Genomic DNA, 21,262 nt, shown 5'->3' with positions numbered 1-21,262 from the left:
TTCAGACTTGATCGCAGGCACTACAGCATACGCCAACCTGGCTGAGTGCAAAGCGTTGCCCGTGCTTACCGGACCTTGATGTGAGTGAGGAACTCGAGGTTCTTGCCCTTCCCGCCACGAACCGGCGAGGCAATCACCCCCCCCAGCTTCACATGATCATCTTCAAGACCGACAGCAACTTCGCGAGCGATCCGCTCGGCTTCGTCATCGTCGAGCTTGTGCTGGCCGGATTCGTAGTGCGGTTTGATGAGGGCGATCACGTCGCCAACGGGCTGATCGTGGTCGCGCTTGAGCCAGCGGATCGCTGCGGGGATGGCACGCTGCTGCTTGGTCCAGCCCAGGTCAATCGAGACGAGGTCTGCGCCGGTAAAGCCTTCGAGTTCCTCGCGCGGATCAAAGTGCAGGGCGTTGGTTCGTTCCAGGACGGTGACGCGGTCGTGTTGCCGAAGTTTCCAGGCAAGCTCGCCGTAGGCCGTATCGACGGCGTAGACCCGCTGAGCCCCGCGCTGGATCAGGCAGTCGGTAAACCCACCGGTCGAGCAGCCAAGGTCGGCACAGGTGAGACCGGCGGGGTCGACCCCAAAGGATGTGAGAGCCGCATCGAGCTTGACGCCGGCGCGGGAGGCGAAGCCCTCCCCCCTCGTTGGACCTGTGGTGTGCGTCACGGCCTTATCATGACGCAGATGCAACGAGTCTGCGTCGTCGGTCCCTGTGGGGCGGGGAAGAGCACCTTTGCCCGCCACCTGGGTGCGGCGACCGGGCTGCCGGTGCATCACATTGACGTGCTTTTCTGGAAGCCGGGCTGGCAGGCGCGATCGACGGAAGAACTCGCCGAGCGTCTCGCCCCCATCGTCGCGGAGGACCAGTGGATCATCGATGGCAACTTCGCGCCGACGCTGCCGATGCGCTTGGCGCGTGCCGACACGGTGATTCACCTGGACTACGCCCCACACGTTTACCGCTGGCGGGTTCTCAAGCGGCAGATCACGGGCCGGTGGCGTGGTCGCCCCGACATGGCCGAGGGGTGCCGGGAGAGCTTTGACTGGGAATTCCTAACGTACGCGTGGCATTTCAAACGGACGGGAAGGCCAGCGCTCGTGGAGGCGTTGGAGAAGCGGCCGGCGGGGATGGCGTTGATTCCATTAAAAAACCCGCGGGAGGCGGTATGCTTCCTCACGGGTTTGGTGTGATTCACCTGGCTTCGATCAAGCGCTAAAGCTGCTCCCGCACCCACAGCTGCTGCTCGCATTCGGGTTGTTGAACACAAACCCGCGGCCCATGACCTCGTCTTTGAAGTCGATGGAGACGCCGTTGAGGTAGAGGTAGCTCTTGGGGTCACAGACAACCTTGACGCCGTGCTGGTCGAACATCTCATCGTTGTCGCGGGACGTCTCGGTCAGGTCGAGGAGGTAGGAGAAGCCGGAGCAGCCCCCGCCCTTGACGCCGACGCGGAGCCGCACCTTCTCGCCGTCGAGTTCCTGCTGGTCGATGATGGTCTTGATCTCGCGGGCTGCGGTTTCGCTTAGAAGAATGCCCATGGTGGGGTCCTTGTCTCTCATCAGGCGGCGCTAGGCCGCGGTGCGTGCTGGTTTCTTAAAAACCCGGGCCTTTCATCGGACTCGGGATGCGGATTATAGCCTCTTCCAGCGGGGGTCAAGCCGTGGCTTGGGCCTCGCTGTGATCGTGGTCATGGTCGTGATCCAGACCGTTCTTTTCCTCGTAGTCATGGATCGCCGCGCGAATGGCGTCCTCAGCGAGCACCGAGCAGTGGATCTTCACGGGCGGGAGGCTCAACTCCTCGACGATCTGGGTGTTCTTGATCTGCTCGGCCTCGTGGACGGTCTTGCCCTTGAGCCACTCAGTCGCCAGCGACGACGACGCGATCGCCGAGCCGCAGCCGAAGGTCTTGAACTTCGCGTCCTCGATGACGCCGGTCTCCGGGTTGACCTGGATCTGCAGTCGCATGACGTCCCCACACTCCGGGGCCCCGACGACGCCGGTGCCGACGGTCTTTTGTTCCTTGTCCAGCGTCCCGACGTTTCGAGGGCGCTCGTAGTGGTCGATGACTTTTTCGCTGTAGGCCATGGGTTGGCTCCTTACTTTTTTGTTTGCTCTTGACTCAAGGACCTGTTTCAGGTCCGGCTTATTTCCAGACTTACGAATGCGGGAGGCGGGGGTTAGTGGCTGCCCCACTCGACGGTCGAGAGGTCGATGCCTTCTTTGACCATGTCGTAGAGCGGGCTCATGGCGAGCAGGTGCTCGACACTCTTGTTGACCTTGTCGATGACGTAATCGATTTCTTCCTGCGTGTTGAATCGGCCCAGGCCAAAGCGGATCGAACTGTGGGCGATCTCGTCGCCAGCGCCAAGCGCCTTGAGGACATAGCTCGGTTCGAGGGAGGCTGAGGTGCAGGCCGAGCCGGAACTGACTGCAATTTCCTTCATCGCCATCATCAACGACTCACCTTCCACATAGGGGAAGCTGATGTTCGCCGTGTGCGGGAGCCGTCGGGTCTTGTGGCCGTTGAGCACGGCGGTTTCGAGCTTTCCACAGATGCCCTCGATCAGGCGATCGCGCAGAGTCGAGAGTTTCTTGGCTTCGGATTCCATCTCGTTAGCACAGATCTCGCAGGCGGCACCGAGACCGACAATCCCGGTGACGTTGAGAGTGCCCGAGCGCATGCCGCGTTCGTGCCCGCCGCCGTCGATGAGCGGGGCCAGACGCACGCGGGGCTTACGCCGACGGACGTAGAGGAAGCCAGCGCCCTTCGGGCCGTACATCTTGTGAGCCGTCGCCGAGAGCAGGTCTACGCCCGCAGCTTCGACATCGGTCGGCATCTTGCCGACCCACTGGGTGGCATCGGTGTGGAACAGCACACCTCGGTCTTTACAGAGGGCACCGATTTCAGGGATCTCGTTGACGGTGCCGACCTCGTTGTTGGCCCACATGATCGAGACGAGGATCGTGTCGTCGCGCATCGCCTCGCGGACCTGTTCTGCGTAGATAACACCGTCCTCGTTGGGATCGAGGAAGGTGACCTCAAAGCCCTCACGCTGCAGGCGCTTGCAGGGGTCGAGCACGGCCTTGTGCTCGTGGGACGCCGAGATAATGTGCTTGCCTTTGCTGGCGTACATCTCCGCGACACCCTTGATGGCCAGGTTGTTCGACTCGGTCGCACCGGAGGTCCAGATGATCTCCTTGGAGTTGGCTCCGATCAGGCTCGCGACCTGATGGCGGGCCTTATCGACGCCGTCCTCTGCCGCCCACCCGAAGCTGTGGTTGCGGCTCGAGGCGTTGCCATAGTGCTCGGTGAAATACGGAAGCATCACATCGAGGACCCTGGGGTCCATCGGCGTGGTTGCGTTGTGATCCATGTAGATCGGGAGTTTGGGGGCCATGCCTGAGAGTTCCTGTTAGCTCGTGGACGGTTTTGGATGGGACGTAGGGTTGGTGGTCGTGCCAGGGTCAGTGAGATGACCCGAACGGGTTAATGCTACCCGGTCGCTATTCATAGGCGCGTCAGCGTCGGAAGTGATGAGGTCTTGGAGGCTGACCGATCGGAAAAAGCTTTGCAGCCGCCGGTCGAGCTTCTGCATCGGGAGCCGGACCGGGCAGCCCTCGGCGATGCTGCAGGTGCCGTTTTTCTGACGGTCGGTGCAGCACTCGACAAGATGGATCGGGCCTTCGAGAGCGACAAATACATCGAGGAGATTGATCTCACCCGGCTCGCGGGCGAGTTCGTAGCCGCCTCGGGCCCCGCGGGTCGAGGTGACAATGCCCGCAGACGCGAGGTCCTTCATAATGTTCATCAGCAGGGCGGCCGGCAGATCGAACGACGCAGCGACCTGCCGGGCACTGGCCGGACCGGTCTGATCGTGCCACCTCAGGCCTAGGTAGGCCAGGGCGACGAGGGCATAATCGGACTTTTTGGTCAGGCTCAGCATGACGTTTCCATGGTTTGAGATCGTCTGCATAGTAGGACTGTTTTAGTACGCTTTCAACCCGGTCGATGTTCTCAATCTGCTTCTCGGGGTCGATTGGAGTCGTAAACCCCGTTAGGTTATGACGTTCCTCCCCCACAGGGCCCGGTCGGGCCTCGGGCTCGAAAGGCCGTGATCAGCATGAACCGCTACAAAACCATGCTCCTCTTTGGTGCCCCCGGGGCCGGCAAAGGCACCCAGGGCGCGATCCTCGGCCGCATCCCCGGCTTCTACCACTGCTCCTGCGGGGATGTGTTCCGCTCGATCGACGTGCAGTCCGAGTTGGGCAAGATCTTTTACGAATACTCGTCACGCGGACAACTGGTCCCGGACGAAGTCACCGTGAAGATGTGGGCCCAGGTGATCAAGGCCCACACCGTCCTGAGTCAGTTCAAGCCTCACTTCGACCTGCTGATCCTCGACGGCATCCCACGCACGCTCGAGCAGGCCAAGCTCATGGATGAGCACATCGACGTGCTCAAGATTGTCCACTTGGTCTGCAACGACGAGAAGGAGATGTTCGCCCGTCTCCGCAAACGCGCCCTCAAGGACAACCGCCACGATGACGCCGATGAAAAAGTCATCCGCAAACGCTGGCGCGTCTACGAAGAAGAGACCGCCCCCGTGCTCGCTCACTACCCCCAGGACCGCGTCATCCCGATCGACTCACTTGGATCACCTGCGGGTATCCTCCACGACATCCTCAAGGTTGTCGTCCCGATCCAGCAGAAGCACTTCGACGCCTTCGACGGCTAGAGCCCCCATCCCCCGCACCACTTACCGGCTCCGCAGCTTCGAGAGCAACCGGAGAACCTCCAGATACAGCCAGATCAGCGTGACCATCAGACCAAACGCCGCGTACCACTCCGCCCACTTCGGCAGGCCCTGGGCCGAACCCTTCTCGATGAAATCGAAGTCCAGCAGTAGGTTGAAGGCGGCGATGCCGACAATCACCAGGCTGATGCCGATGCCCAGCGGGCCGGTGTCGTGCAGGAACGGAATCCCCGCTCCAAACATGCCAAGTACGAACGAGGCCAGATATACGAGCATGACCGCCAGGGTTGCCGAGACGATCATCCCCCGGACCTTTGCGGTCACACGGATGATGCGAAACGCATACAGCGCCGCCATCGCACAGGCGACGGCCATGGTCAGCATGACCGCTTGCAGGACGATGCCCTGGAACTGGGCGTTGTACATCGCCGAGATCCCGCCTAAGAACAGGCCTTGCAGGACCGCGTAGATCGGTGCGGTGATCGGTGCCAGATTGGGCTTGAAGCAGGTCAGAATCCCAACAATCAGCCCGCCGATCGCTCCGCCAAAGAGCCAGGCCTGCGCATTGGGCGACCCGCTCATAGCCATATCCCAGGTAAAGCTGCCAGCGATCATCACCAGACCAAACATCGACAGCGTCTTGAGGCACGACCCGGTGATGGTCATCGAACCCGTCGCTCGCACCGGCGCGCTTTCCTGGGGCTCCGATGGCGATCGTAGGACGTCATCCGCCTGGGCTCGGATCCGATCCATCGCACGATCGCTGAATGCCGGGTTGCTGCTTGCCATGGGCTGATCTCCGGAAAGTTGGCTTCTGCGTCTGATGACCCGGATCACGCCGACCCGTCTGCATAATCATCCTTGCTCCCGGACCCCCGGTCAATCATCCCCTGCGAAATCCGGCCTGATCGCATCGCGGGTACATCCTGCGGCGGCCTGAAAGACCTGAGTGAGCATCGGCATCGTCAGCCGCCCGGTAAACGTGTTCTGCTGACTCGGGTGGTAGCTCGGCAGCAAGACCACCGCTCCGCCGGCCACGCAATGCTCCAGGCCGTGGCCAAAGGGCGCATCCTTTCGCCTCTCAATCCAGCCCCGCTCGATCGCCTGGCTCAGCACCGCATCGTGGGCGATACGACCCAGGGTGACGACAGCCTTCAGTTCCGGCATGAGATCAATCGTCGCGGTCAGGTGGTCCCGGCAGCAGATCAACTCCTCACCCGTCGGCTTGTTGCCGGGCGGGGCGCAGTGCGCCGCCGCCGTGATGACACAGCCACGCAGCGTCAGGCCGTCTTGACAATGCTTGGACACTGGCTGATTGCACAGCCCCGCGTGGTGCATCGCCTCGAACAGGAAGTCACCAGAACGATCGCCGGTGAACATCCGCCCGGTCCGGTTGGCCCCGTGCGCACCAGGCGCCAGACCCACGATCAGGATGCGAGCCGGTAGCTCATCCGAGGACAGCAGGTTCGGCACGGGCCGACTCCAATAATCCTCCTCCCGATAAGAAGCCCGCTTGCGCTCATCGACCTCTTTGAGATAGGCCGCCAGCCGCGGGCACCGCTTACAGTCCGCCACGGTCTGGTTCAACTGCTTAAGTCTCTGCTGCATGCACCGTTTGTAACGACTCTGGCGTCTATAGGCCTCTGATCAGTGCGGCTAACCATGAGCATGCATTCGTGTCGTCGCCAAGGGCTGCTGATCAACCGAAAGGCAAATCATCCCGATGGCAAGAGGCCATCGGTTCATCCAATGAGATAAAGAGTTACCGACGCGGAGATTCTTGGCCTTGGGTACGCCCGCGAAACCCCTGATCAGCACATACGCAGACGAACCCGAGATGCGCGAGCTCGCACGAATGTTCGTGGATGAACTCCCCGCCCGACTCGATCAGATCACCGCTGCCCTCAAAGCGCATCAGATCAGCGACCTGACCCGACTGGCCCACCAACTCAAAGGGGCCGCCGGCGGTTACGGGTTCATGCCCATCACCGAGAAGGCACGCGAGGTCGAAACCCTGGCACGCTCTGAGCAAGACATGGACGGACTCATCGCTCAGGTCGATCAACTCGTGCAGCTCTGCCAGAGGGCAACCGTCTAAGTGAAGAAACCCGCAACGCGTCACCGTCCCATGAACCAACGCCAAACCGTCCTGATCATTGACGACTCGCCCGACATCCACCGTCTCATCGAGACGCGCGGACAATCGCTCGAAGTCGATTTCATCTCAGCATTCGACATCACCTCAGGGCTTGAACTAGCTCGCTTGAACAACCCCGACCTGATCCTTCTGGACGTCGATCTGGGAGAAGGCGCCTCTGGATTCGATCTCTGCACTCAGCTCAAGGCAGATCCCGCGACCCAGGACATCCCGGTCATCTTCCTCACCGCTCAGGAGCACAGCGAGAGCAAGGTCCTCGCGTTCGAGGTCGGCGCCGTGGATTACGTCGTCAAGCCGTTTGACTACGGCGAACTGCTCGCGCGGATGCGTTCGGCCCTGCGAACACGCACCCTCCTGCTGATGCTCGCCGAGCACGCCAACATGGATGGCCTCACCGGGCTGCACAACCGACGCTTCTTCGACGAGCGACTCGTCCAGGAAATCGAGGTCGCCAGGCGGTACCAGTGCCCGCTCGCGCTGTTGCTCCTCGATATCGACCACTTCAAATCCATCAACGACAGTCTCGGTCACCCCCGAGGCGATCAGGTCATCCAGCGCATCGCCAAGCTCCTGATGGCCAGTTGCCGCACCAGCGACATCCCCTGTCGGCTCGGCGGAGACGAGTTTGCCCTCATCCTCCCCCAGACACGCTTGCCCCTGGCCGAGTCGGTCGCGCAGCGCCTATGCGGTGCCCTGCACACCGATGAGACCGTGATCCGCCTCGACCCCACAGGCGTGACGTGCAGCATCGGCATCGCCGGGACCGACGCCCGTCGCCCGCTGACCGCCGAGGAACTCATCACCACCGCCGACCAGGCTCTCTACAAGGCCAAGCACAACGGCCGCGACGGGTTCGCATCACTCAACCCCGCCGCCGCTGCGGCCTGACGCCCACCGGCCCCATGCCCTGACGGGTATAGTTCCGTCATGTCATCGATCCGCACCCACACGCTCGACAATGGACTCGCCGTGGTCCTCGAACCCATGACCGGCATCGAGTCCGTGTCGCTTTCGCTTCTGGTCCCCGCCGGAATTTCCGCCGAGCCCGAAGACCGCCAAGGTCTGGCCGGACTCCTCGCCGAGATGATCTGTCGAGGTGCTGGCGGGCTGAGCAGCCGCGAACACGTCAATCTTCTCGACCGCTTGGGCGTCCAGCGATCCACCTCCGCTTCCGTCCGCTACCTCCGCGTCGGGGCCACCATGGTCGCCGACCGGCTCACCGAAGCACTCCCGCCTCTGCTGGATATGGTCCTCCGCCCGAATCTTTCTGAACCCGACTTCGAGCCCAGCCGGCAACTCTCCCTCCAGACACTCGACGGCCTCCAGGACGACCCACAGCATCGGGTCATGCTCGACCTCCGCCGCCTCCAGTTCCCGCATCCGCTGGGCCGCTCACCCCACGGTCGCCGGGAAGACATCGAGGACGCCACGATCGATGAGCTCCGCGCGTTCTGGTCTTCGCGTTGCCTGCCCGCAGGTTCAGTGCTCGCCGTCGCCGGGAAGATCGACGCCGATGCCTTGCTGCAACAGATCAAACAACTCGTCTCATCGTGGACCGGCCAGGCCGATGACATCACGCTTGCCCCAGCCCCCGAGCCGCAGACTCATCACAGCAACGAGAAGACAGCCCAGGTCCACATCGGTATCGGCCTCGACGCCATCCCCGAGAAGCACCCCGACATCTGGTCGCAGCGCCTCGCCCTCGCCGTGCTCTCTGGCGGGATGTCCGCCCGCCTCTTCACCGAGGTCCGCGAGAAACGCGGGCTCTGCTACTCCGTCTTCGCTAGCTACGCAGGCGGGCCCGAGTTCGGTGCCATCCTGGCCTACGCCGGAACCACACCCGAACGCGCCCCCCAGACCCTCGAAGTCCTCTCCGCCGAGCTGCTCCGCATCCACGAAGGCGTCGAAGACGGCGAGTTTGGCCGCGCCAAGACCGGCATGAAAGCCCGCGTGATCATGTCCGGCGAGTCCACCAATGCCCGAGCCTCAGCCCTCGCTTCCGACCACGCCATCCTCGGCAGAGCCCGATCCCTGGAAGAAATCGCCGAGCAGATCGATGCCATCGATCTCGACACCCTCAACACCTTCCTCGCCAAACGCCTGCCAGGACCCCAGCGAATTGTCACCATCGGCCCCGAGCCCATCGCCGCACCCGCCGAATCTCCTGCCGAGCCAGCGGCATCCTGAGAGGACCGGCGATGCGCCTGCTCATCACCGCTGGCCCCACCCGCGAGCCCATCGACCGCGTCCGGTACATCGGCAACCGCTCCAGCGGGTCCCTTGGCGTCGCGCTCGCCGCCGCAGGCGCTGCCGCAGGTCATCAAGTCACCACGCTCCTCGGCCCCGTCTGTCCCGACCTCGCCGCGCAAGCCAGATCCGCTGGCCGTCTCTACCGCTTCGAGTCCTCCGCCGAGCTGAGCCAGCTCATGGAAGCCCACTTCCGCGATGCCGAGACCCTCATCATGGCCGCCGCCGTCGCCGACTTCCGCCCCGCGACGGTCGCCGAGGGCAAGCTCACTCGCCACACCGACCCCCACCACGAAACCACCCTCAAACTGATGCCAACACCCGATCTCGTCGCCCGCGCCGCCGCCACCAAACGCCCCGGCCAGCGGGTTGTCGCCTTCGCCCTCGAAGAGCCCCGGCACCTTGAACAACGAGCCGCCGAGAAGCTGCGCCGCAAGGCCGTCGATGCCATCATCGCCAACCCCCTCGGCACCATGGAAGCCGACGCCATCACCGCCACATGGGTCCCCGCCAACGGCCCGACCGAACGCCTCGAACGCCTCGCCAAAGCCGATTTCGCCGCCTGGCTCATCGCCCACATCGCCATTTGGGCCCACCAGGACTAAAAAAACCCCTTGTCCCCTAGAGCCTCCGGTGATACCGTGACGATACCTGTCTAGGACGCAGTCTGGCGTCAATGAATCACATTCAAGGGCTCTCCCGGCCCCCGGGCGGCCCACATACGAGGTTGGCCATGTTCTCCATCCGATGCGGACGCTGTGGGGCCACGATGCAGTTCGGCGAGGGTGCCTGCGGGCGCCGAGCCAAGTGTCTCAAGTGCGAAAACGTCTTCCGCCTGCCCACCCAGAAAGCACTCATGGAAGACACCGTCTCCGACTGGATCCTCGAAGACGTCGACAAGGTCCTCACCAAACGCGACGAGTTCTACGAAGAACGCAACCGCCCCGACCTCGACGAACTCAGCTACGAGAAAGTCCGCAAGACCCCAAGCTCCTTCGACTCCACCATCCAGCCCGCCGTCCAGACCCGCGCCGAAGCCCGCGAGACCAAAGCCAAAGCCAAGGCCAAGGCCGGTGCCAAAGCCCCTGTCTCCGAAGAGTGCCGCCAACGCCTCGAAACCTGGTCCCCCATGGCACCCGGCGAACGACTCCGCAAGTACTACCCCGACGCCGACTTCGGGCCCGAAGACGAGGGCTACAACGGCGTGCTCATCACCAACCAGCGTCTGATCTTCCGCAAAGGACACAACAACGGCGAAGTCTCCCTCGACGAGCCCGACGCCGTCATCCTCGCCCGCGTCCGCGGACACTCCGCCTCCCTCAACCTCATGATCGGACACGACCGCACCCGCATGGCCCGCATCGACCTCCACCACCTCAAACGACTCACCCGCGAAATCCACACCATGAACCGCGGCATCAAACTCCTCATCGGTGAGGGGCAGGGGGAGTGAGGGGTTAAGAACGACTTCAGAAATCGCTAGCGAAGTTGTGTAACCGAAAAGACTCCAACAACTAACACCAGCACGATCATACAGTTGGCCGTAAACGCAACACGCTTGATAGCGGTTTCTGACTCGAGCCGATCGATCCAATACTCAACAAGATGCAGTTCAATCGCGAACAGCAGAAGCATGAGCCCAAATACGTAAGCCGGCATGCCGTAATCGCTGCTGTTCTGGTCGTGCGTCCCCTGGCCGTAGATAGCATCGACAATCATTCGATTCCGTTGCTCGGTTCGTGAAGGACCGTCTATGAGAAGGTCGCCAAAAGACGCAAAGACCAGACCAGAGATGGCAAGAATCGACGGCATCACAAGGCCAAGAAAGATCGGCCGCCCACCGAAGTACGGCATGAACAACTTGAAGTGAACTTCTCTTTCATCTCCTTCTTGTTTCAACTGCCTAATCCCCGCCTCCCCTCCACCCGCTCCGCCGCCGTCTGCTTCGGCTTGCCGCGGAACTGCAGGTCGATCGGCACCTCGGCATAAGGCAACTCGTCCCGGAAACGGTTCATCAGGAACTTCCGGTAGTTGAGATTAAACAGGTCCGGGTCGTTCACGAAAATCGTGATCGTTGGCGGATAAACCGCCGTCTGCGTCGCGTAGTACAGCTTCGGCAGCTTCCCGCCCTTCGCACTCGGACCCCGCTCCGCCATGATCCGCTCGATCGCGCTGTTCAGCTCACCCGTCCCCACCCGATGGCCCGCCTGCTCATACAAATTCACCACCAGCGCCAGCATGTCCCGAATCCCCTCAGCGTTCTTCGCGCTCACAAACACGATCGGCGCAAAAGAGAACCCCTTTAGTTCACGATCCAGGTACTCAGCGTATTCCTCCTGAGTGTGCTGCTTCTCCACGATGTCCCACTTGTTGATCACCAGCACCGTCGGCCGGTGATGCTCCAGCATCTCGTTGCCCAGCTGCTTGTCCACCTGACTCAGCGGCAACGTCGCGTCGATCAGCAGCAGACACACATCCGCCCGCCGCACACTCCGCAGCGCGCGATGGTGCGCGTAGTACTCGATGTCCTGCTTCATTGACTTGCGCTTCCGCACCCCCGCCGTATCGATGGCCGTGAAGACGCGTGTCCCGCCATTGTCCGTCGTCACCTCAAACCGCACGTCCACCGAGTCCCGCGTCGTGCCCTCCTGCTCGGAAACAATCACACGCTCCGAACCCGCCAGCGCATTGGTCAGCGTCGACTTCCCCGCGTTCCGTTTGCCCACGATCGCGATCTTGATCCCCGCGTCCCGCAGGTCCCCGCCACCCTCTTCCACCACCACACCCGACAACGCTCGCGTCAGCGCCTCATAAAACAACCGCTTGTTGTGATTCGTCTTGGCCGACACAAACACCGGCTCCCCCAGCCCCAGCGCCGCCGCCTCCCACGCCTCCGCCTCAAATCGCTCCGAGTCCACCTTGTTCACAACCAGCAGACACGGCTTCGCCGCCGATCCGCGCCCCAGACTCTCACGGATCACGTCCGCCACCGTCCGGTCCAGAGGCGTCATCCCCGACTGTGCATCCACCACAAACAGCACCACGTGCGCCTCGGCCAACCCCGCCGCGATCTGACGCTCGACCTCCTTCGTCAGATTCTGACTGTCTTCAATCCCGTACCCCCCGGTATCGATCACCTCCACCGTCCGCGGCTCCTCGCCCGGGTGCCCCGGAACCTCCGCGATCGCCATGATCCGATCCCGCGTCACCCCCGCCTGATCGTCCACGATGCTGATCATCCGCCCCGCCAGCAGGTTCAGCAGCGACGACTTCCCAACATTCGGTCGGCCAACAATGACAATCTTCGGCAGCACAGCAGCACCTGATCAGAAGGGGGTCTTAGGAGAAAAAAGCACACGTTCACGCCAACTCAGCCCCGCGAACGCTGCTTCCACAGCGTCACAGCCTCAGGCTCTCGCCCATACGTCGGCACCAACGCGGATGGATCACTGTAGTGGCCCCGCTCCACCGCTGCGCGACCCAGCCGATAAACCACCCCTGCCGAACACACCGCCGACTCACCCTCGAGCACCTCAACCCCCGCCGACTCGAGCATCGCCCCCCACCCCTCCGGCAGCTTCTCCGCCACCACCACCCCCACCGACATCCCCACCAGGTCCTCCACCGACCCCACCTCCGGCTCCCGGATCGCCATCAACTCCGCCCCGCGCCGTTCGTATCCCCCCAGATAACCCGCCCGCCCTTTGCTGTTCAGCACCACCCCAACCCGCTGAACTGCCTCCGGTGCGTTGTGCGCCAGCACCTCCGCCGTCGGCACCACCACCACCCGCGCACCGGTCGCCAATACCAAACCCTGCGCCGCCGCAAACCCCACCCTCAACCCCGTGAACGACCCCGGCCCACTCGACACCGCGATCACGCCCACATCCCGCGCCAACCACCCCCCACGATCAAACACCTCCGACAGCTTCGCCACCAGACCCACCGAGTGCCGCCGCGACGGCTCAAACCGCTCCACCACCTCCGGTTGATCTTCAGAGCCCACCGCGACCGACGCGACCCTCCCGCTCGTCTCGATCGCCACCAGCAGCCGTGATCCCGATCCCGTCACCGCGCCCACCTCAACCCGCCCGCGACAGGTCAGCGAGCTTCGCCAGCGTCAACCGCGCCGCCCCCGAATCCAATGCCTCCGCCGCCATCACCACCCCCTCTTCAAGACCCTCCGCCACCTCACCCACGACCAGCGCTGCCGCCGCGTTGAGCACCACCGTGTTTCGCGCCGCCCCCGCCTCCCCATCAAACACCGCCCGGATCATCGCCGCACTCTCCGCCGGGTTGGCGACCACGATCGAAGACGGATCATCCCCCGCCAACCCCAGCCCCGCCGGATCAACCGTCATCGACTCGATCACCCCACCCTCCAGCTTCGCCACACTGATCGGCGCAAAAGGCGTCAGCTCGCCCAACCGACGCCCATCCGGCAGCTCCGTCGTCACCACCCACGCCCGTTCCGCCCCGAGCTGCTCCAGCGCTCGCACCATCAGGTCCTGCGTCGCCTCATCCCCCACGCCCAACAACTGATGCCGCGCCCCCGCAGGATTCGTCAGTGGGCCCAAGAGATTGAAGATCGTCCGAATCCCCAGCGCCGCCCGGATCGGCCCCGCGTGCTTCATGCCCGGATGATGAGCTGGCGCAAAACAAAAGCAGACCCCCGCCTCGTCCATTGCCTTGGGCAACGACCCCGCAGGCATCGGCAGCTCCACACCCAGTTCCTGAAGCACGTCCGAAGACCCCGAGGCACTCGTCACCGCACGATTCCCATGCTTCGCCACCGCCAACCCCCTCGGCCGACCCGCCGCCGCCACCACGATCGCCGCCGACGTCGAAATATTAAACACCCGCGACCCGGTCCCGCCCGTCCCGCACGTGTCCATCACCCGCAGGCCCACCGGCGTCTCCACCGGCACCAGATGACGACGCATCGCCCTGGCCGCCGAGACCACCTCCTCCACCGTCGCCCCCCGAGCCTGAATCAGCGCCAGCAGCGCCGCGATCTCCAGCGGCTCGGCCTTCCCCTCCATGATCGCATCAAAGATCGCCTCCGCCGACTCCCTCGACAGGCTCCGCAGCTTCACCAGATCTGGCAGCACCTCACGAATCACGATCAACTCCTACGGCGTTAGACCATCTCCGTCAGAATCCAAAGACCCACTGCCGCCAACGCCATGAACGCCAGGATCTGAAAGCCCAACAGCACCGATTCGATCCACAAACGTTCCAAAGTCGGCAGCTTGATCGCCTTGTAAACCACCGCCACCGCTAGCGACAACGGGATCAGAAACCACAGCCATACATCCTCGATCGGCAGCGGGTCCAGAAACGGACGCCAGGCCAACAACAAAACCATCATCATCTCAGGCATGCGCTGGCGTCCCTTCCGTTGAACCCTCAGCCTCCCGGTGCCGCCTCGGATCCCGGTACATCACATCCATGATCGCCAGCAGGTTCAGCAAACCCGCCATCGCCGTGAAAATCGTCCCCTGCTCATTCACCCGGTTATGACTCGGCTCATACGCTGGCGTCATCACGGTCTGTCCCCCGCCACCCGTGACTGAGGGCGAGGCTGGGGAGGGAGGAGAGGGCGGGGCGGGGGCCTTGCCGTCCGGGTCCTTGAGCGAGGCGTGAAATCGTTCCACCAGCACCGTCGGGGCCACCAGCACCTGACAGGCGTACCACGCCGGATGCTCCGCCCGATCAAAGACCGAGATGCCCCCCAGCAACGCCCCCGAAATCCACAACCCGCCGATCGACAGCAGCAGGACCAGCGCACGGTCCCGCTCGCCCAGAACCGCATGGCCGCCACCCGGAATCAGCCACCCCGCGATACCGGCCAGGACATTCCACTGCGGTCGATCTTCATCGTGCTTTGCAATCAACGTTCTGTTGCTCCGCTGGGGCTGGCCGGACACGCCGACAAGCCGATAAATTGATTGACATCCATAGCCTCTTCGTTAGTGTAACCGCCGCTTGCCGACCGATGGCGTTCGGACCGGGGCGCGTTCCCCCGATCACCGATCAGATCACGCCAAAGGTGACGTGGAGACAACGATGTCCGCAGCAACCCGCCCGCTCAGCGACACCACCGAACTCGAATCCCTCGCCAACCCCTGGACCAACCCATGGCCGCCCACCGACCCCTTCCAACTCGCCCGCGATGACGAGGACGACGACGATGAGGTCTTCGACGATGACGATGATGATGACGATTTTGACGACGACGATGACGACTACTTCGACGACGACGATGACGATGACCTCCTCGACGATGATGAAGACGACGATGACGATGATGATTTCTTAGAAGACGACGAGTGATCCCTCGCCCGGCTCACCCGTCGCCACACACGGGAGCCATCATGGGCAATAAGCAGCCGTCCGATCATCCAACCGCCCCCAGCAGCCGAGGCCCCGACCGCAGAACCTCCGTGGTCGATCTCCGATCACCAGGCTCCGGCACCGAACGCCGACGCGGACCAGGCCGCAGGCTCTCCGACTTCGTCAAAGCCGCCGAAGAGGGCGAACTCACCCAGGAACAGTTCCTCTTCGTCAAAGCCATGGACGCCTACAAACGATCCAATGACCGACCCTTCCCCGGCTGGACCGAGGTCCTCGAAGTCCTCCGCAAACTCGGCTACCGCAAGACCGCCACCAGCCAGCTCACCCTCCCCGGCACCGAAGACTGGACCGAAACCGCCGACGCCCCAGCCTTCCCACCCCCGACGATCGACGAGCACGACCAGGCCGCCTGACAACCCCGTCGATTCAACACATCCCATCACGCCCTCGACCATCGGGTATCGTCCGCCCTCACGAGAGGCCGACGCATGACCCCACCCATCGGCATCGATTACAAGATCGCCACCCTCTGCTACATCTTCGACCAGCAGGGCCGAGTCCTCCTCCTGCACCGACGCAAAGAGCCCAACCGCGACCTCTACTCACCCGTAGGCGGCAAACTCGACACCGTCTCAGGCGAGAGCCCCGAACAATGCGCCCTCCGAGAAATCCGTGAGGAAACCGGACTCCACCTCGAACACGATGCCATCCGGCTCACCGGCATCGTCTCCGAAACCGCCTACCGCGGCGAAGCCCACTGGCTCATGTTCCTCTACGAAGTCCACACCCCACAAAACGTCACCGAAGACCAGCACGATGAAGGCCGTCTCGAATGGGTCAACCCCAGCGACATCAGCCGTCTCCCCATGCCCGACACCGACCGACAGGTCATCTGGCCACTCTTCTGGGAACACCGTGGCGGGTTCTTCGCCGTGCACATCGACTGCACCACCAACCCCATGACCTGGTCCGTCGATCGTTCCGTCCGCCACTGAAAATCCCCTATCTTGAAATCTTGCTGATAAACTAAGTAGCCGACTTGCTCACACAAGTAGTTTTCCGCTACAACAGCAGCCCGGCGGTATTTTCTGGGGCGGGGACTCGAGAGGAAAGCACTCAGCTTGTTGGCTGAGAACGCTCGACCTCAACACCGCCTTACCCTTTTTTATTGCTTATTGCCTAGTGTCTCTGGATACCCGCACCCTCCGTGAATGGACCCCCTCTTGGCTAAGACTCGTGACATCGCACCCGATACCGCCTCTTTCGCTCCCTGGGACCACGGTTCCGAGCACCTCCACAAACTCCTCAGCAAGCAGGTCAAAGTCGACGGCTTTGTCCTCGCCATCCTCGAACCCAACAAGCCCCAAAGCGATGGCTTCGTCGCCGGCGCGGGGATCAAAGGCGACGCCGTCGATAAATGGTGCTCCTCGGGCTTCGGCAATGATGAGACCTACCAGGAGGCCATCAAAAAAGGCCTGAGCACCGGCAAAGCCCTCAAGACACGACCCTCGCCGCCCGTCCCCGGCAAGAACATCGTCATGGCCGCCGAGCCCGTCGCCCCCGGCTCCAAAGCCCACTGGGTCCTCGCCGCTGGCCGAGACGCCGCCTTCTCCGAAGACGAAGCCAACGCCTGGGCCCTCGCCCTCCGCGCCATCCGCACCGCCTTCGACTACGTCCCCGAACCCGGTATGGCCCGCGTGGTCCTAGGCGGAGATGACCGCCTCATCCACGCCGACCCCACCCTCCGTGCCCGCGCCATCACCCGGCCCGAACTCCTCGCCGAACTCTCCGAAAACCTCCGGCCCATCATCGAGCAACGATGGCCCGAAACCGAATACTTCCAACGACACGATCTCTCCATCGAACTCGCTGGCGACCCCACCTGGGTCCGATTCCACTTCGGACACGCCCCAGGCGACTCCGAGGGCGAACACCTCTACGTCGAGGTCCGACCCCTCTCCGAAGATGATGTCCCCCCCTCCGGCCTCGTCCCCGACGACCGCATCGCACAGGCCGCCGCCTACATCTCCGACCACTTCGCCGAGTCGCCCAACCTCACCGAAATCGCCGCCTCGGTCGAAACCAGCCCCTTCCACTTCCACCGGCTGTTCTCCAAACAGATGAACATCAGCCCCAAGCACTTCCAGCTCCGCCTCCAGATGCAGGTCGCCAAGTGGCTGCTCCGGGCCAGCCGAAAGCCCATCGGCGTCATCGCCACCGAAACCGGCTTCTCCAGCCATGGACACTTCACCGCCACCTTCCACCGCATCGTCGGCGTCAGCCCCACCCAATACCGCGAAACCAACTAACCCCACCCGCCCGGCCGTCCGGTAACCCACGCCCCCGATCCTTAGCCTCGCCCCCCGGCGTGGCCGATGGTAGATCAGCCCCCGGAACCGCTTGGCCCCAAGCGCCCAACCGTCTATCCTGTGGGCTCGCTCAGTCACCCCGAAAGGACTTTGGTACATGGCACGGATCGACCGCCCGACGAACCGGATCGCGATGATGACGCTCGCCGCGGCAGCCGCAGCCCTGCCCCTCGGCTGCACCGCCAACCGCACCACCTACCTCAGCACCACCTTCAGCCCGAAATCCGTTGAGGTCATCGACGCCATCAACGATGAAACACTCTGGACCATGGACGTCCCCGTCGGCCAGAAACTCGTCCTCGACTTCGACTCACCCAACGAAGACTCCATCTTCGTCTTCGACCCGGCACCCCCGGTCGTCATGACCTGGGAACTCCACAACGCCGGTCGGAAAACCATCTTCGGCCAGTACTACGTCTACGGCGCCCTCGATAAAGGCAAGGTCGAACTCCCCGGCCGCCCCGTCGTCGCCCGCATGACCATCCGCCCCCTCGACGCCGCCTTCGACGAACCCATGCCCGAACTCTTCGAGCAGACCCCCGCCCCCATGCCCGCTGCGGCTCCTGCCGCCGCGCCCGTCATCGTCCCCGCCGACCCCGCTCCGGCACCTTCACCCGCCCCTCAGGTTATGCCCGAGCCTGAGCCCGAGCCTCAGACGCTCGACCAGGCGCTTGATGAAGAACCCACGCCACCACCCCCGCCCCCGGCACCAGTCGTCGAAGAAGAAGCCGACCCCGTGCCATTGCTCGAAGGCGGAGCCCCGCCCCGCAGCCGTCGCCGCTGACCCGGCTCACCCTCTCAGGTGATCCTCACATGAAGTTCCAAATCGCCGCCATCCTCGCCCTGCTCATGACCATGGCCCCCTTGGCCCAGGGTCAGACCCAGGAGCCGAGGATGATCGACCGTGGCGTCGAGGACCTCGACCCCAACGCCGCCAGCCTCCGACGCATCGACATGGGCATCGATGCCATCACCAACCGCGCCCGACTCTTCGACCTCACCGATGACCACCGCGATGACCAGCGCCTGCCCGTTCAACCCCAGGGCGGGTACGTCATGGAAGCCGCCGGCTTCACCGCTGTCCTCGGCCAGATGGACTACCTCGTGCGCACAAGAGACGGCTTTACACACAACGTGGCGGGCGTTGATGGGGTCGAAAGAGTCAGTTTGATCGCACCCAACAGCTACTTCTCGCTCATTCCCGACACCTCCGAGCCCATCCGCAACGACCCCTTCCGCCCCGGACAGCTCGACCTCCGTCTCGACGCCTCCTACAACCTCGCCCCAGCCGTCGCACCCGTCGCCCTCGACCGCAGCGAGTCCGGCATCACCCCGATCTCCGCAACCCCTTTGTTTCAAGAGGCTTTCCGACCCTTCGAAGCCGACGAAACCCCACCGGGCGGCTGGTAGCTAACCCCCATCCAGCATCATGTTGTCGATCAGCCGCACCCCGCCCAGACGGGCCGCGATCAGCGCCACCGCACCCCCGCCATCACCCTCAACCCGCTCCAATCGCCCCAGCGTCACCCCATCTCGCACCACCGCATAATCCACCTCAAATCCTTGTTCAATAAGCACTTGCCGCATCCCCGACTCCAGCCGCCCCACCTCCCGCTCCCCCCGACCCACCCCCTCCACCGCACCCGTGAGCGCACAATAAATCGCCCTCGCTTTCGGCCTCTCCAACTCACCTAAGTACCGATTGCGACTCGACATAGCCAACCCATCCCCCTCCCGCACCGTCGCCACCGCAGCCACCTCCACCCCCATCGCAAGGTCCCCCACCAACGCGCGCACAACCGCCAGTTGCTGATAATCCTTCCGCCCGAAGCACGCCACGTCCGGCCGCGTCATGTTCAGCAGCTTCGCCACCACCCGGCACACCCCCGCAAAATGCGTCGGCCGCGCCGCCCCCTCCAGTTCCCCGGCCAACGCCGGCACCGTCACCAGCACCTCAGGCAGCCCAGGCGGGTACACCTCCTCCACCGCAGGCACGAACACCAGCTCCACCCCCGCCCTCTCGCACCGCGCCAGATCGCCCTCAAGGTCCCGCGGATACCGCGACAGGTCCTCGTTCGGACCAAACTGCGTCGGGTTCACGAAGATCGTCACCCACACATGCTCCGCCAGCTCGTGCGCCCGCTCCACCAGCCGCATGTGCCCATCATGAAGCGCCCCCATCGTGGGAACCACCGCCAGCCGCCCACTCAGCGTGCTCCGCACCTCTCTCAGCTCACTCACGGTCTCAACCACGCGCATCGCGGTCATGACGCCGCAGCTCCCGCCGCGATCGGGATTCCTTCACCCGTCAACGACCGATACGCCCTCAGCGTCCTCCGGATGTACGCCGACGCCAACCGGTTTTTATGCACCCACGCCTGAGCACGTTCACCCAGGCCCCTCGCGCTCGACGGGTCACTCAGGCACCGCTGCAGCGGGTCGAAAAAACCTTCCGCGGTTGGGTTGGTAACCACCCACGCGGTCTGGTCATCGATCAGGTGGTCGAGCCACGGATCGGCCATCGCGATCATCGGCAGCCCCTTGGCCATCGCCTGGAGCGTGATCCCCCGCGCCCGGCCCTGCGGCTGAGGGTGGATCAACACATCGGTCCGCAGCAGCATCTCACGATGCCCCAGCCGCCTGGGCACCAGCGACGTGTTCGCCGAGAGCCCCAGACGCTTGGCCTCACGCCAGATCAGCGACTGATCGGCCCCCTGACCATCGAAGAAAAACTGAACCTGCGGGTGGTGATGCTGCACCCGCTTGATGGCGTTGAGCAGCGCATCGTAGTAGCGGTCCATCAGGCCATTGCCGGAGATGACCACCGCGCGCGCCTCACTGATGTTGCAAGCCTTCTCATTCTTCGGGGAGTAGACACCCAACGCGATCTTCTGGACCTCGATTCGATCGCCAACCGCCTCGCGGAGCCCCTCGGCGATGGGATCGGTCGTTGGCAACAGGATCGTTCGGGCGGGGTCGAGCCGTGGCGCGAGTTGTCGGGCCAGGGGGATATCGAAGTGAGAGTTCGCAGTCAGGATGGCTGGGACCCCCAGTTCCCGCGAGAGATACCCCGCCGCGCGCCACATCCGCCCATCGAGCGCGTGCAGCGCGTTGACCTGCAGATCCATCAGCGGGTCCATGAGCTGTCGCAATCGACGCTGGTTGATCCAGTGCCAGGTGGTTTCGTTCCAAGGCAGCCTCTCGCCGAAGACGCTGCACTCCGAGACCGCCAGCGACGATGGCACCACCTGTACCACACGCACCTGCTCGTCGATGAGCCCGACGATCAGGTGCTGGAACATCGGCAGCTCTTCATCGAGCCATGCGGTGTTGGCGAGAAGGGCGACTTGCACGCCATCATCCTAGCACGCCCACCC

28 protein-coding genes are annotated in these 21,262 nt (G+C 63.5%); 13 read left to right on the top strand and 15 right to left on the bottom strand.

Annotated features, from left to right (window positions below; genetic code table 11):
• Positions 1 to 65: 65 nt before the first annotated feature.
• Positions 66 to 665 (bottom strand): SAM-dependent methyltransferase, encoded by a 600-nt coding sequence (locus RIG82_07065; protein ID MEQ9460693.1) that lies wholly within the window; start codon positions 663 to 665, stop codon positions 66 to 68.
• Positions 666 to 683: 18 nt separating this feature from the next.
• On the opposite strand from RIG82_07065, the gene RIG82_07060 reads away from it, so the two are divergent.
• Positions 684 to 1,190 (top strand): hypothetical protein, encoded by a 507-nt coding sequence (locus tag RIG82_07060; protein ID MEQ9460692.1) that lies wholly within the window; start codon positions 684 to 686, stop codon positions 1,188 to 1,190.
• A gap of 15 nt (positions 1,191 to 1,205) precedes the next feature.
• On the opposite strand, the gene erpA is transcribed toward RIG82_07060, so the two are convergent.
• From erpA to RIG82_07040, 4 genes are all read right to left on the bottom strand, one after another.
• Positions 1,206 to 1,559, bottom strand: coding sequence for an iron-sulfur cluster insertion protein ErpA (gene erpA, locus RIG82_07055; protein ID MEQ9460691.1), 354 nt, complete (start codon positions 1,557 to 1,559; stop codon positions 1,206 to 1,208).
• Positions 1,560 to 1,653: 94 nt separating this feature from the next.
• Complete coding sequence (gene iscU, locus RIG82_07050; protein ID MEQ9460690.1) at positions 1,654 to 2,085, bottom strand: Fe-S cluster assembly scaffold IscU; 432 nt, start codon at positions 2,083 to 2,085, stop codon at positions 1,654 to 1,656.
• 92 nt (positions 2,086 to 2,177) lie between these two features.
• Entirely contained in the window at positions 2,178 to 3,398 is a 1,221-nt protein-coding gene (locus RIG82_07045) for an IscS subfamily cysteine desulfurase (GenBank protein MEQ9460689.1), read from the bottom strand.
• 15 nt (positions 3,399 to 3,413) lie between these two features.
• A complete protein-coding gene (locus RIG82_07040; GenBank protein MEQ9460688.1) occupies positions 3,414 to 3,974 on the bottom strand; it encodes an Rrf2 family transcriptional regulator in 561 nt (186 codons plus the stop codon).
• 147 nt (positions 3,975 to 4,121) lie between these two features.
• Between RIG82_07040 and RIG82_07035 the strand changes: the two genes are divergently transcribed.
• On the top strand, positions 4,122 to 4,736 hold the full coding sequence (locus RIG82_07035; GenBank protein MEQ9460687.1) for a nucleoside monophosphate kinase: 615 nt from the start codon (positions 4,122 to 4,124) through the stop codon (positions 4,734 to 4,736).
• A 21-nt stretch (positions 4,737 to 4,757) separates the two neighbouring features.
• Here the strand turns inward: RIG82_07035 and RIG82_07030 are convergent, their stop codons facing one another.
• Together RIG82_07030 and RIG82_07025 are read right to left on the bottom strand one after the other, a co-directional pair.
• A complete protein-coding gene (locus RIG82_07030; protein ID MEQ9460686.1) occupies positions 4,758 to 5,543 on the bottom strand; it encodes a Bax inhibitor-1/YccA family protein in 786 nt (261 codons plus the stop codon).
• Between the two features lie 90 nt (positions 5,544 to 5,633).
• A complete protein-coding gene (locus RIG82_07025; GenBank protein ID MEQ9460685.1) occupies positions 5,634 to 6,362 on the bottom strand; it encodes a uracil-DNA glycosylase in 729 nt (242 codons plus the stop codon).
• Positions 6,363 to 6,591: 229 nt separating this feature from the next.
• On the opposite strand from RIG82_07025, the gene RIG82_07020 reads away from it, so the two are divergent.
• The 5 genes from RIG82_07020 (at position 6,592) to RIG82_07000 (ending at position 10,612) form a co-directional block, all read left to right on the top strand.
• Positions 6,592 to 6,852 (top strand): Hpt domain-containing protein, encoded by a 261-nt coding sequence (locus RIG82_07020; GenBank protein ID MEQ9460684.1) that lies wholly within the window; start codon positions 6,592 to 6,594, stop codon positions 6,850 to 6,852.
• Positions 6,853 to 6,882: 30 nt separating this feature from the next.
• Positions 6,883 to 7,800, top strand: a complete 918-nt coding sequence (locus tag RIG82_07015) for a diguanylate cyclase (protein MEQ9460683.1) — start codon at positions 6,883 to 6,885, stop codon at positions 7,798 to 7,800.
• 39 nt (positions 7,801 to 7,839) lie between these two features.
• The gene (locus RIG82_07010) at positions 7,840 to 9,099 is read left to right on the top strand and encodes a pitrilysin family protein (protein ID MEQ9460682.1); all 1,260 of its coding nucleotides are present in this window, start codon (positions 7,840 to 7,842) and stop codon (positions 9,097 to 9,099) included.
• Between the two features lie 11 nt (positions 9,100 to 9,110).
• Positions 9,111 to 9,764 carry a phosphopantothenoylcysteine decarboxylase gene (locus tag RIG82_07005; GenBank protein MEQ9460681.1) on the top strand — a complete coding sequence of 218 codons (654 nt, stop codon included), beginning with the start codon at positions 9,111 to 9,113 and terminating at the stop codon, positions 9,762 to 9,764.
• Positions 9,765 to 9,892: 128 nt separating this feature from the next.
• A complete protein-coding gene (locus RIG82_07000) occupies positions 9,893 to 10,612 on the top strand; it encodes a hypothetical protein (GenBank protein MEQ9460680.1) in 720 nt (239 codons plus the stop codon).
• A 26-nt stretch (positions 10,613 to 10,638) separates the two neighbouring features.
• Here the strand turns inward: RIG82_07000 and RIG82_06995 are convergent, their stop codons facing one another.
• Genes RIG82_06995 through RIG82_06970 form a run of 6 tightly spaced genes read right to left on the bottom strand, consistent with a single transcriptional unit; the run spans position 10,639 to position 15,056 of the window.
• The gene (locus tag RIG82_06995; GenBank protein ID MEQ9460679.1) at positions 10,639 to 11,058 is read right to left on the bottom strand and encodes a hypothetical protein; all 420 of its coding nucleotides are present in this window, start codon (positions 11,056 to 11,058) and stop codon (positions 10,639 to 10,641) included.
• Entirely contained in the window at positions 11,055 to 12,473 is a 1,419-nt protein-coding gene (gene der, locus RIG82_06990; protein MEQ9460678.1) for a ribosome biogenesis GTPase Der, read from the bottom strand. Before der ends, RIG82_06995 begins: the two co-directional genes overlap by 4 nt.
• A gap of 56 nt (positions 12,474 to 12,529) precedes the next feature.
• On the bottom strand, positions 12,530 to 13,231 hold the full coding sequence (gene tsaB, locus RIG82_06985; protein ID MEQ9460677.1) for a tRNA (adenosine(37)-N6)-threonylcarbamoyltransferase complex dimerization subunit type 1 TsaB: 702 nt from the start codon (positions 13,229 to 13,231) through the stop codon (positions 12,530 to 12,532).
• A gap of 10 nt (positions 13,232 to 13,241) precedes the next feature.
• Positions 13,242 to 14,282: an anthranilate phosphoribosyltransferase gene (gene trpD / locus RIG82_06980; protein MEQ9460676.1), complete on the bottom strand. Its 1,041-nt coding sequence runs from the start codon at positions 14,280 to 14,282 to the stop codon at positions 13,242 to 13,244.
• Between the two features lie 17 nt (positions 14,283 to 14,299).
• The gene (locus tag RIG82_06975) at positions 14,300 to 14,542 is read right to left on the bottom strand and encodes a hypothetical protein (protein ID MEQ9460675.1); all 243 of its coding nucleotides are present in this window, start codon (positions 14,540 to 14,542) and stop codon (positions 14,300 to 14,302) included.
• On the bottom strand, positions 14,535 to 15,056 hold the full coding sequence (locus tag RIG82_06970; GenBank protein MEQ9460674.1) for a hypothetical protein: 522 nt from the start codon (positions 15,054 to 15,056) through the stop codon (positions 14,535 to 14,537). The genes RIG82_06975 and RIG82_06970 overlap by 8 nt, the downstream gene beginning before the upstream one ends.
• Before the next feature lie 172 nt (positions 15,057 to 15,228).
• Between RIG82_06970 and RIG82_06965 the strand changes: the two genes are divergently transcribed.
• From RIG82_06965 to RIG82_06940, 6 genes are all read left to right on the top strand, one after another.
• Entirely contained in the window at positions 15,229 to 15,495 is a 267-nt protein-coding gene (locus RIG82_06965; GenBank protein MEQ9460673.1) for a hypothetical protein, read from the top strand.
• Between the two features lie 41 nt (positions 15,496 to 15,536).
• Positions 15,537 to 15,929 carry a hypothetical protein gene (locus RIG82_06960; protein ID MEQ9460672.1) on the top strand — a complete coding sequence of 131 codons (393 nt, stop codon included), beginning with the start codon at positions 15,537 to 15,539 and terminating at the stop codon, positions 15,927 to 15,929.
• Positions 15,930 to 16,004: 75 nt separating this feature from the next.
• Positions 16,005 to 16,511 (top strand): NUDIX domain-containing protein, encoded by a 507-nt coding sequence (locus tag RIG82_06955; protein ID MEQ9460671.1) that lies wholly within the window; start codon positions 16,005 to 16,007, stop codon positions 16,509 to 16,511.
• A 228-nt stretch (positions 16,512 to 16,739) separates the two neighbouring features.
• Positions 16,740 to 17,825 carry an AraC family transcriptional regulator gene (locus tag RIG82_06950; protein MEQ9460670.1) on the top strand — a complete coding sequence of 362 codons (1,086 nt, stop codon included), beginning with the start codon at positions 16,740 to 16,742 and terminating at the stop codon, positions 17,823 to 17,825.
• Positions 17,826 to 17,982: 157 nt separating this feature from the next.
• Positions 17,983 to 18,669, top strand: a complete 687-nt coding sequence (locus tag RIG82_06945) for a hypothetical protein (protein ID MEQ9460669.1) — start codon at positions 17,983 to 17,985, stop codon at positions 18,667 to 18,669.
• Between the two features lie 29 nt (positions 18,670 to 18,698).
• A complete protein-coding gene (locus RIG82_06940) occupies positions 18,699 to 19,295 on the top strand; it encodes a hypothetical protein (protein MEQ9460668.1) in 597 nt (198 codons plus the stop codon).
• Here RIG82_06940 and panC read toward each other — a convergent pair whose 3' ends face one another.
• Both panC and RIG82_06930 read right to left on the bottom strand, forming a co-directional pair.
• Complete coding sequence (gene panC, locus RIG82_06935) at positions 19,296 to 20,153, bottom strand: pantoate--beta-alanine ligase (GenBank protein ID MEQ9460667.1); 858 nt, start codon at positions 20,151 to 20,153, stop codon at positions 19,296 to 19,298.
• Positions 20,150 to 21,238 (bottom strand): glycosyltransferase, encoded by a 1,089-nt coding sequence (locus RIG82_06930; protein MEQ9460666.1) that lies wholly within the window; start codon positions 21,236 to 21,238, stop codon positions 20,150 to 20,152. Before RIG82_06930 ends, panC begins: the two co-directional genes overlap by 4 nt.
• Between the last annotated feature and the right edge of the window lie 24 nt (positions 21,239 to 21,262).

The sequence above is a fragment of the Phycisphaeraceae bacterium genome, from assembly GCA_040222855.1.
Classification (GTDB): Bacteria; Planctomycetota; Phycisphaerae; order Phycisphaerales; family Phycisphaeraceae; genus Mucisphaera.
This window is presented reverse-complemented; position numbering and strand designations above follow the sequence as displayed.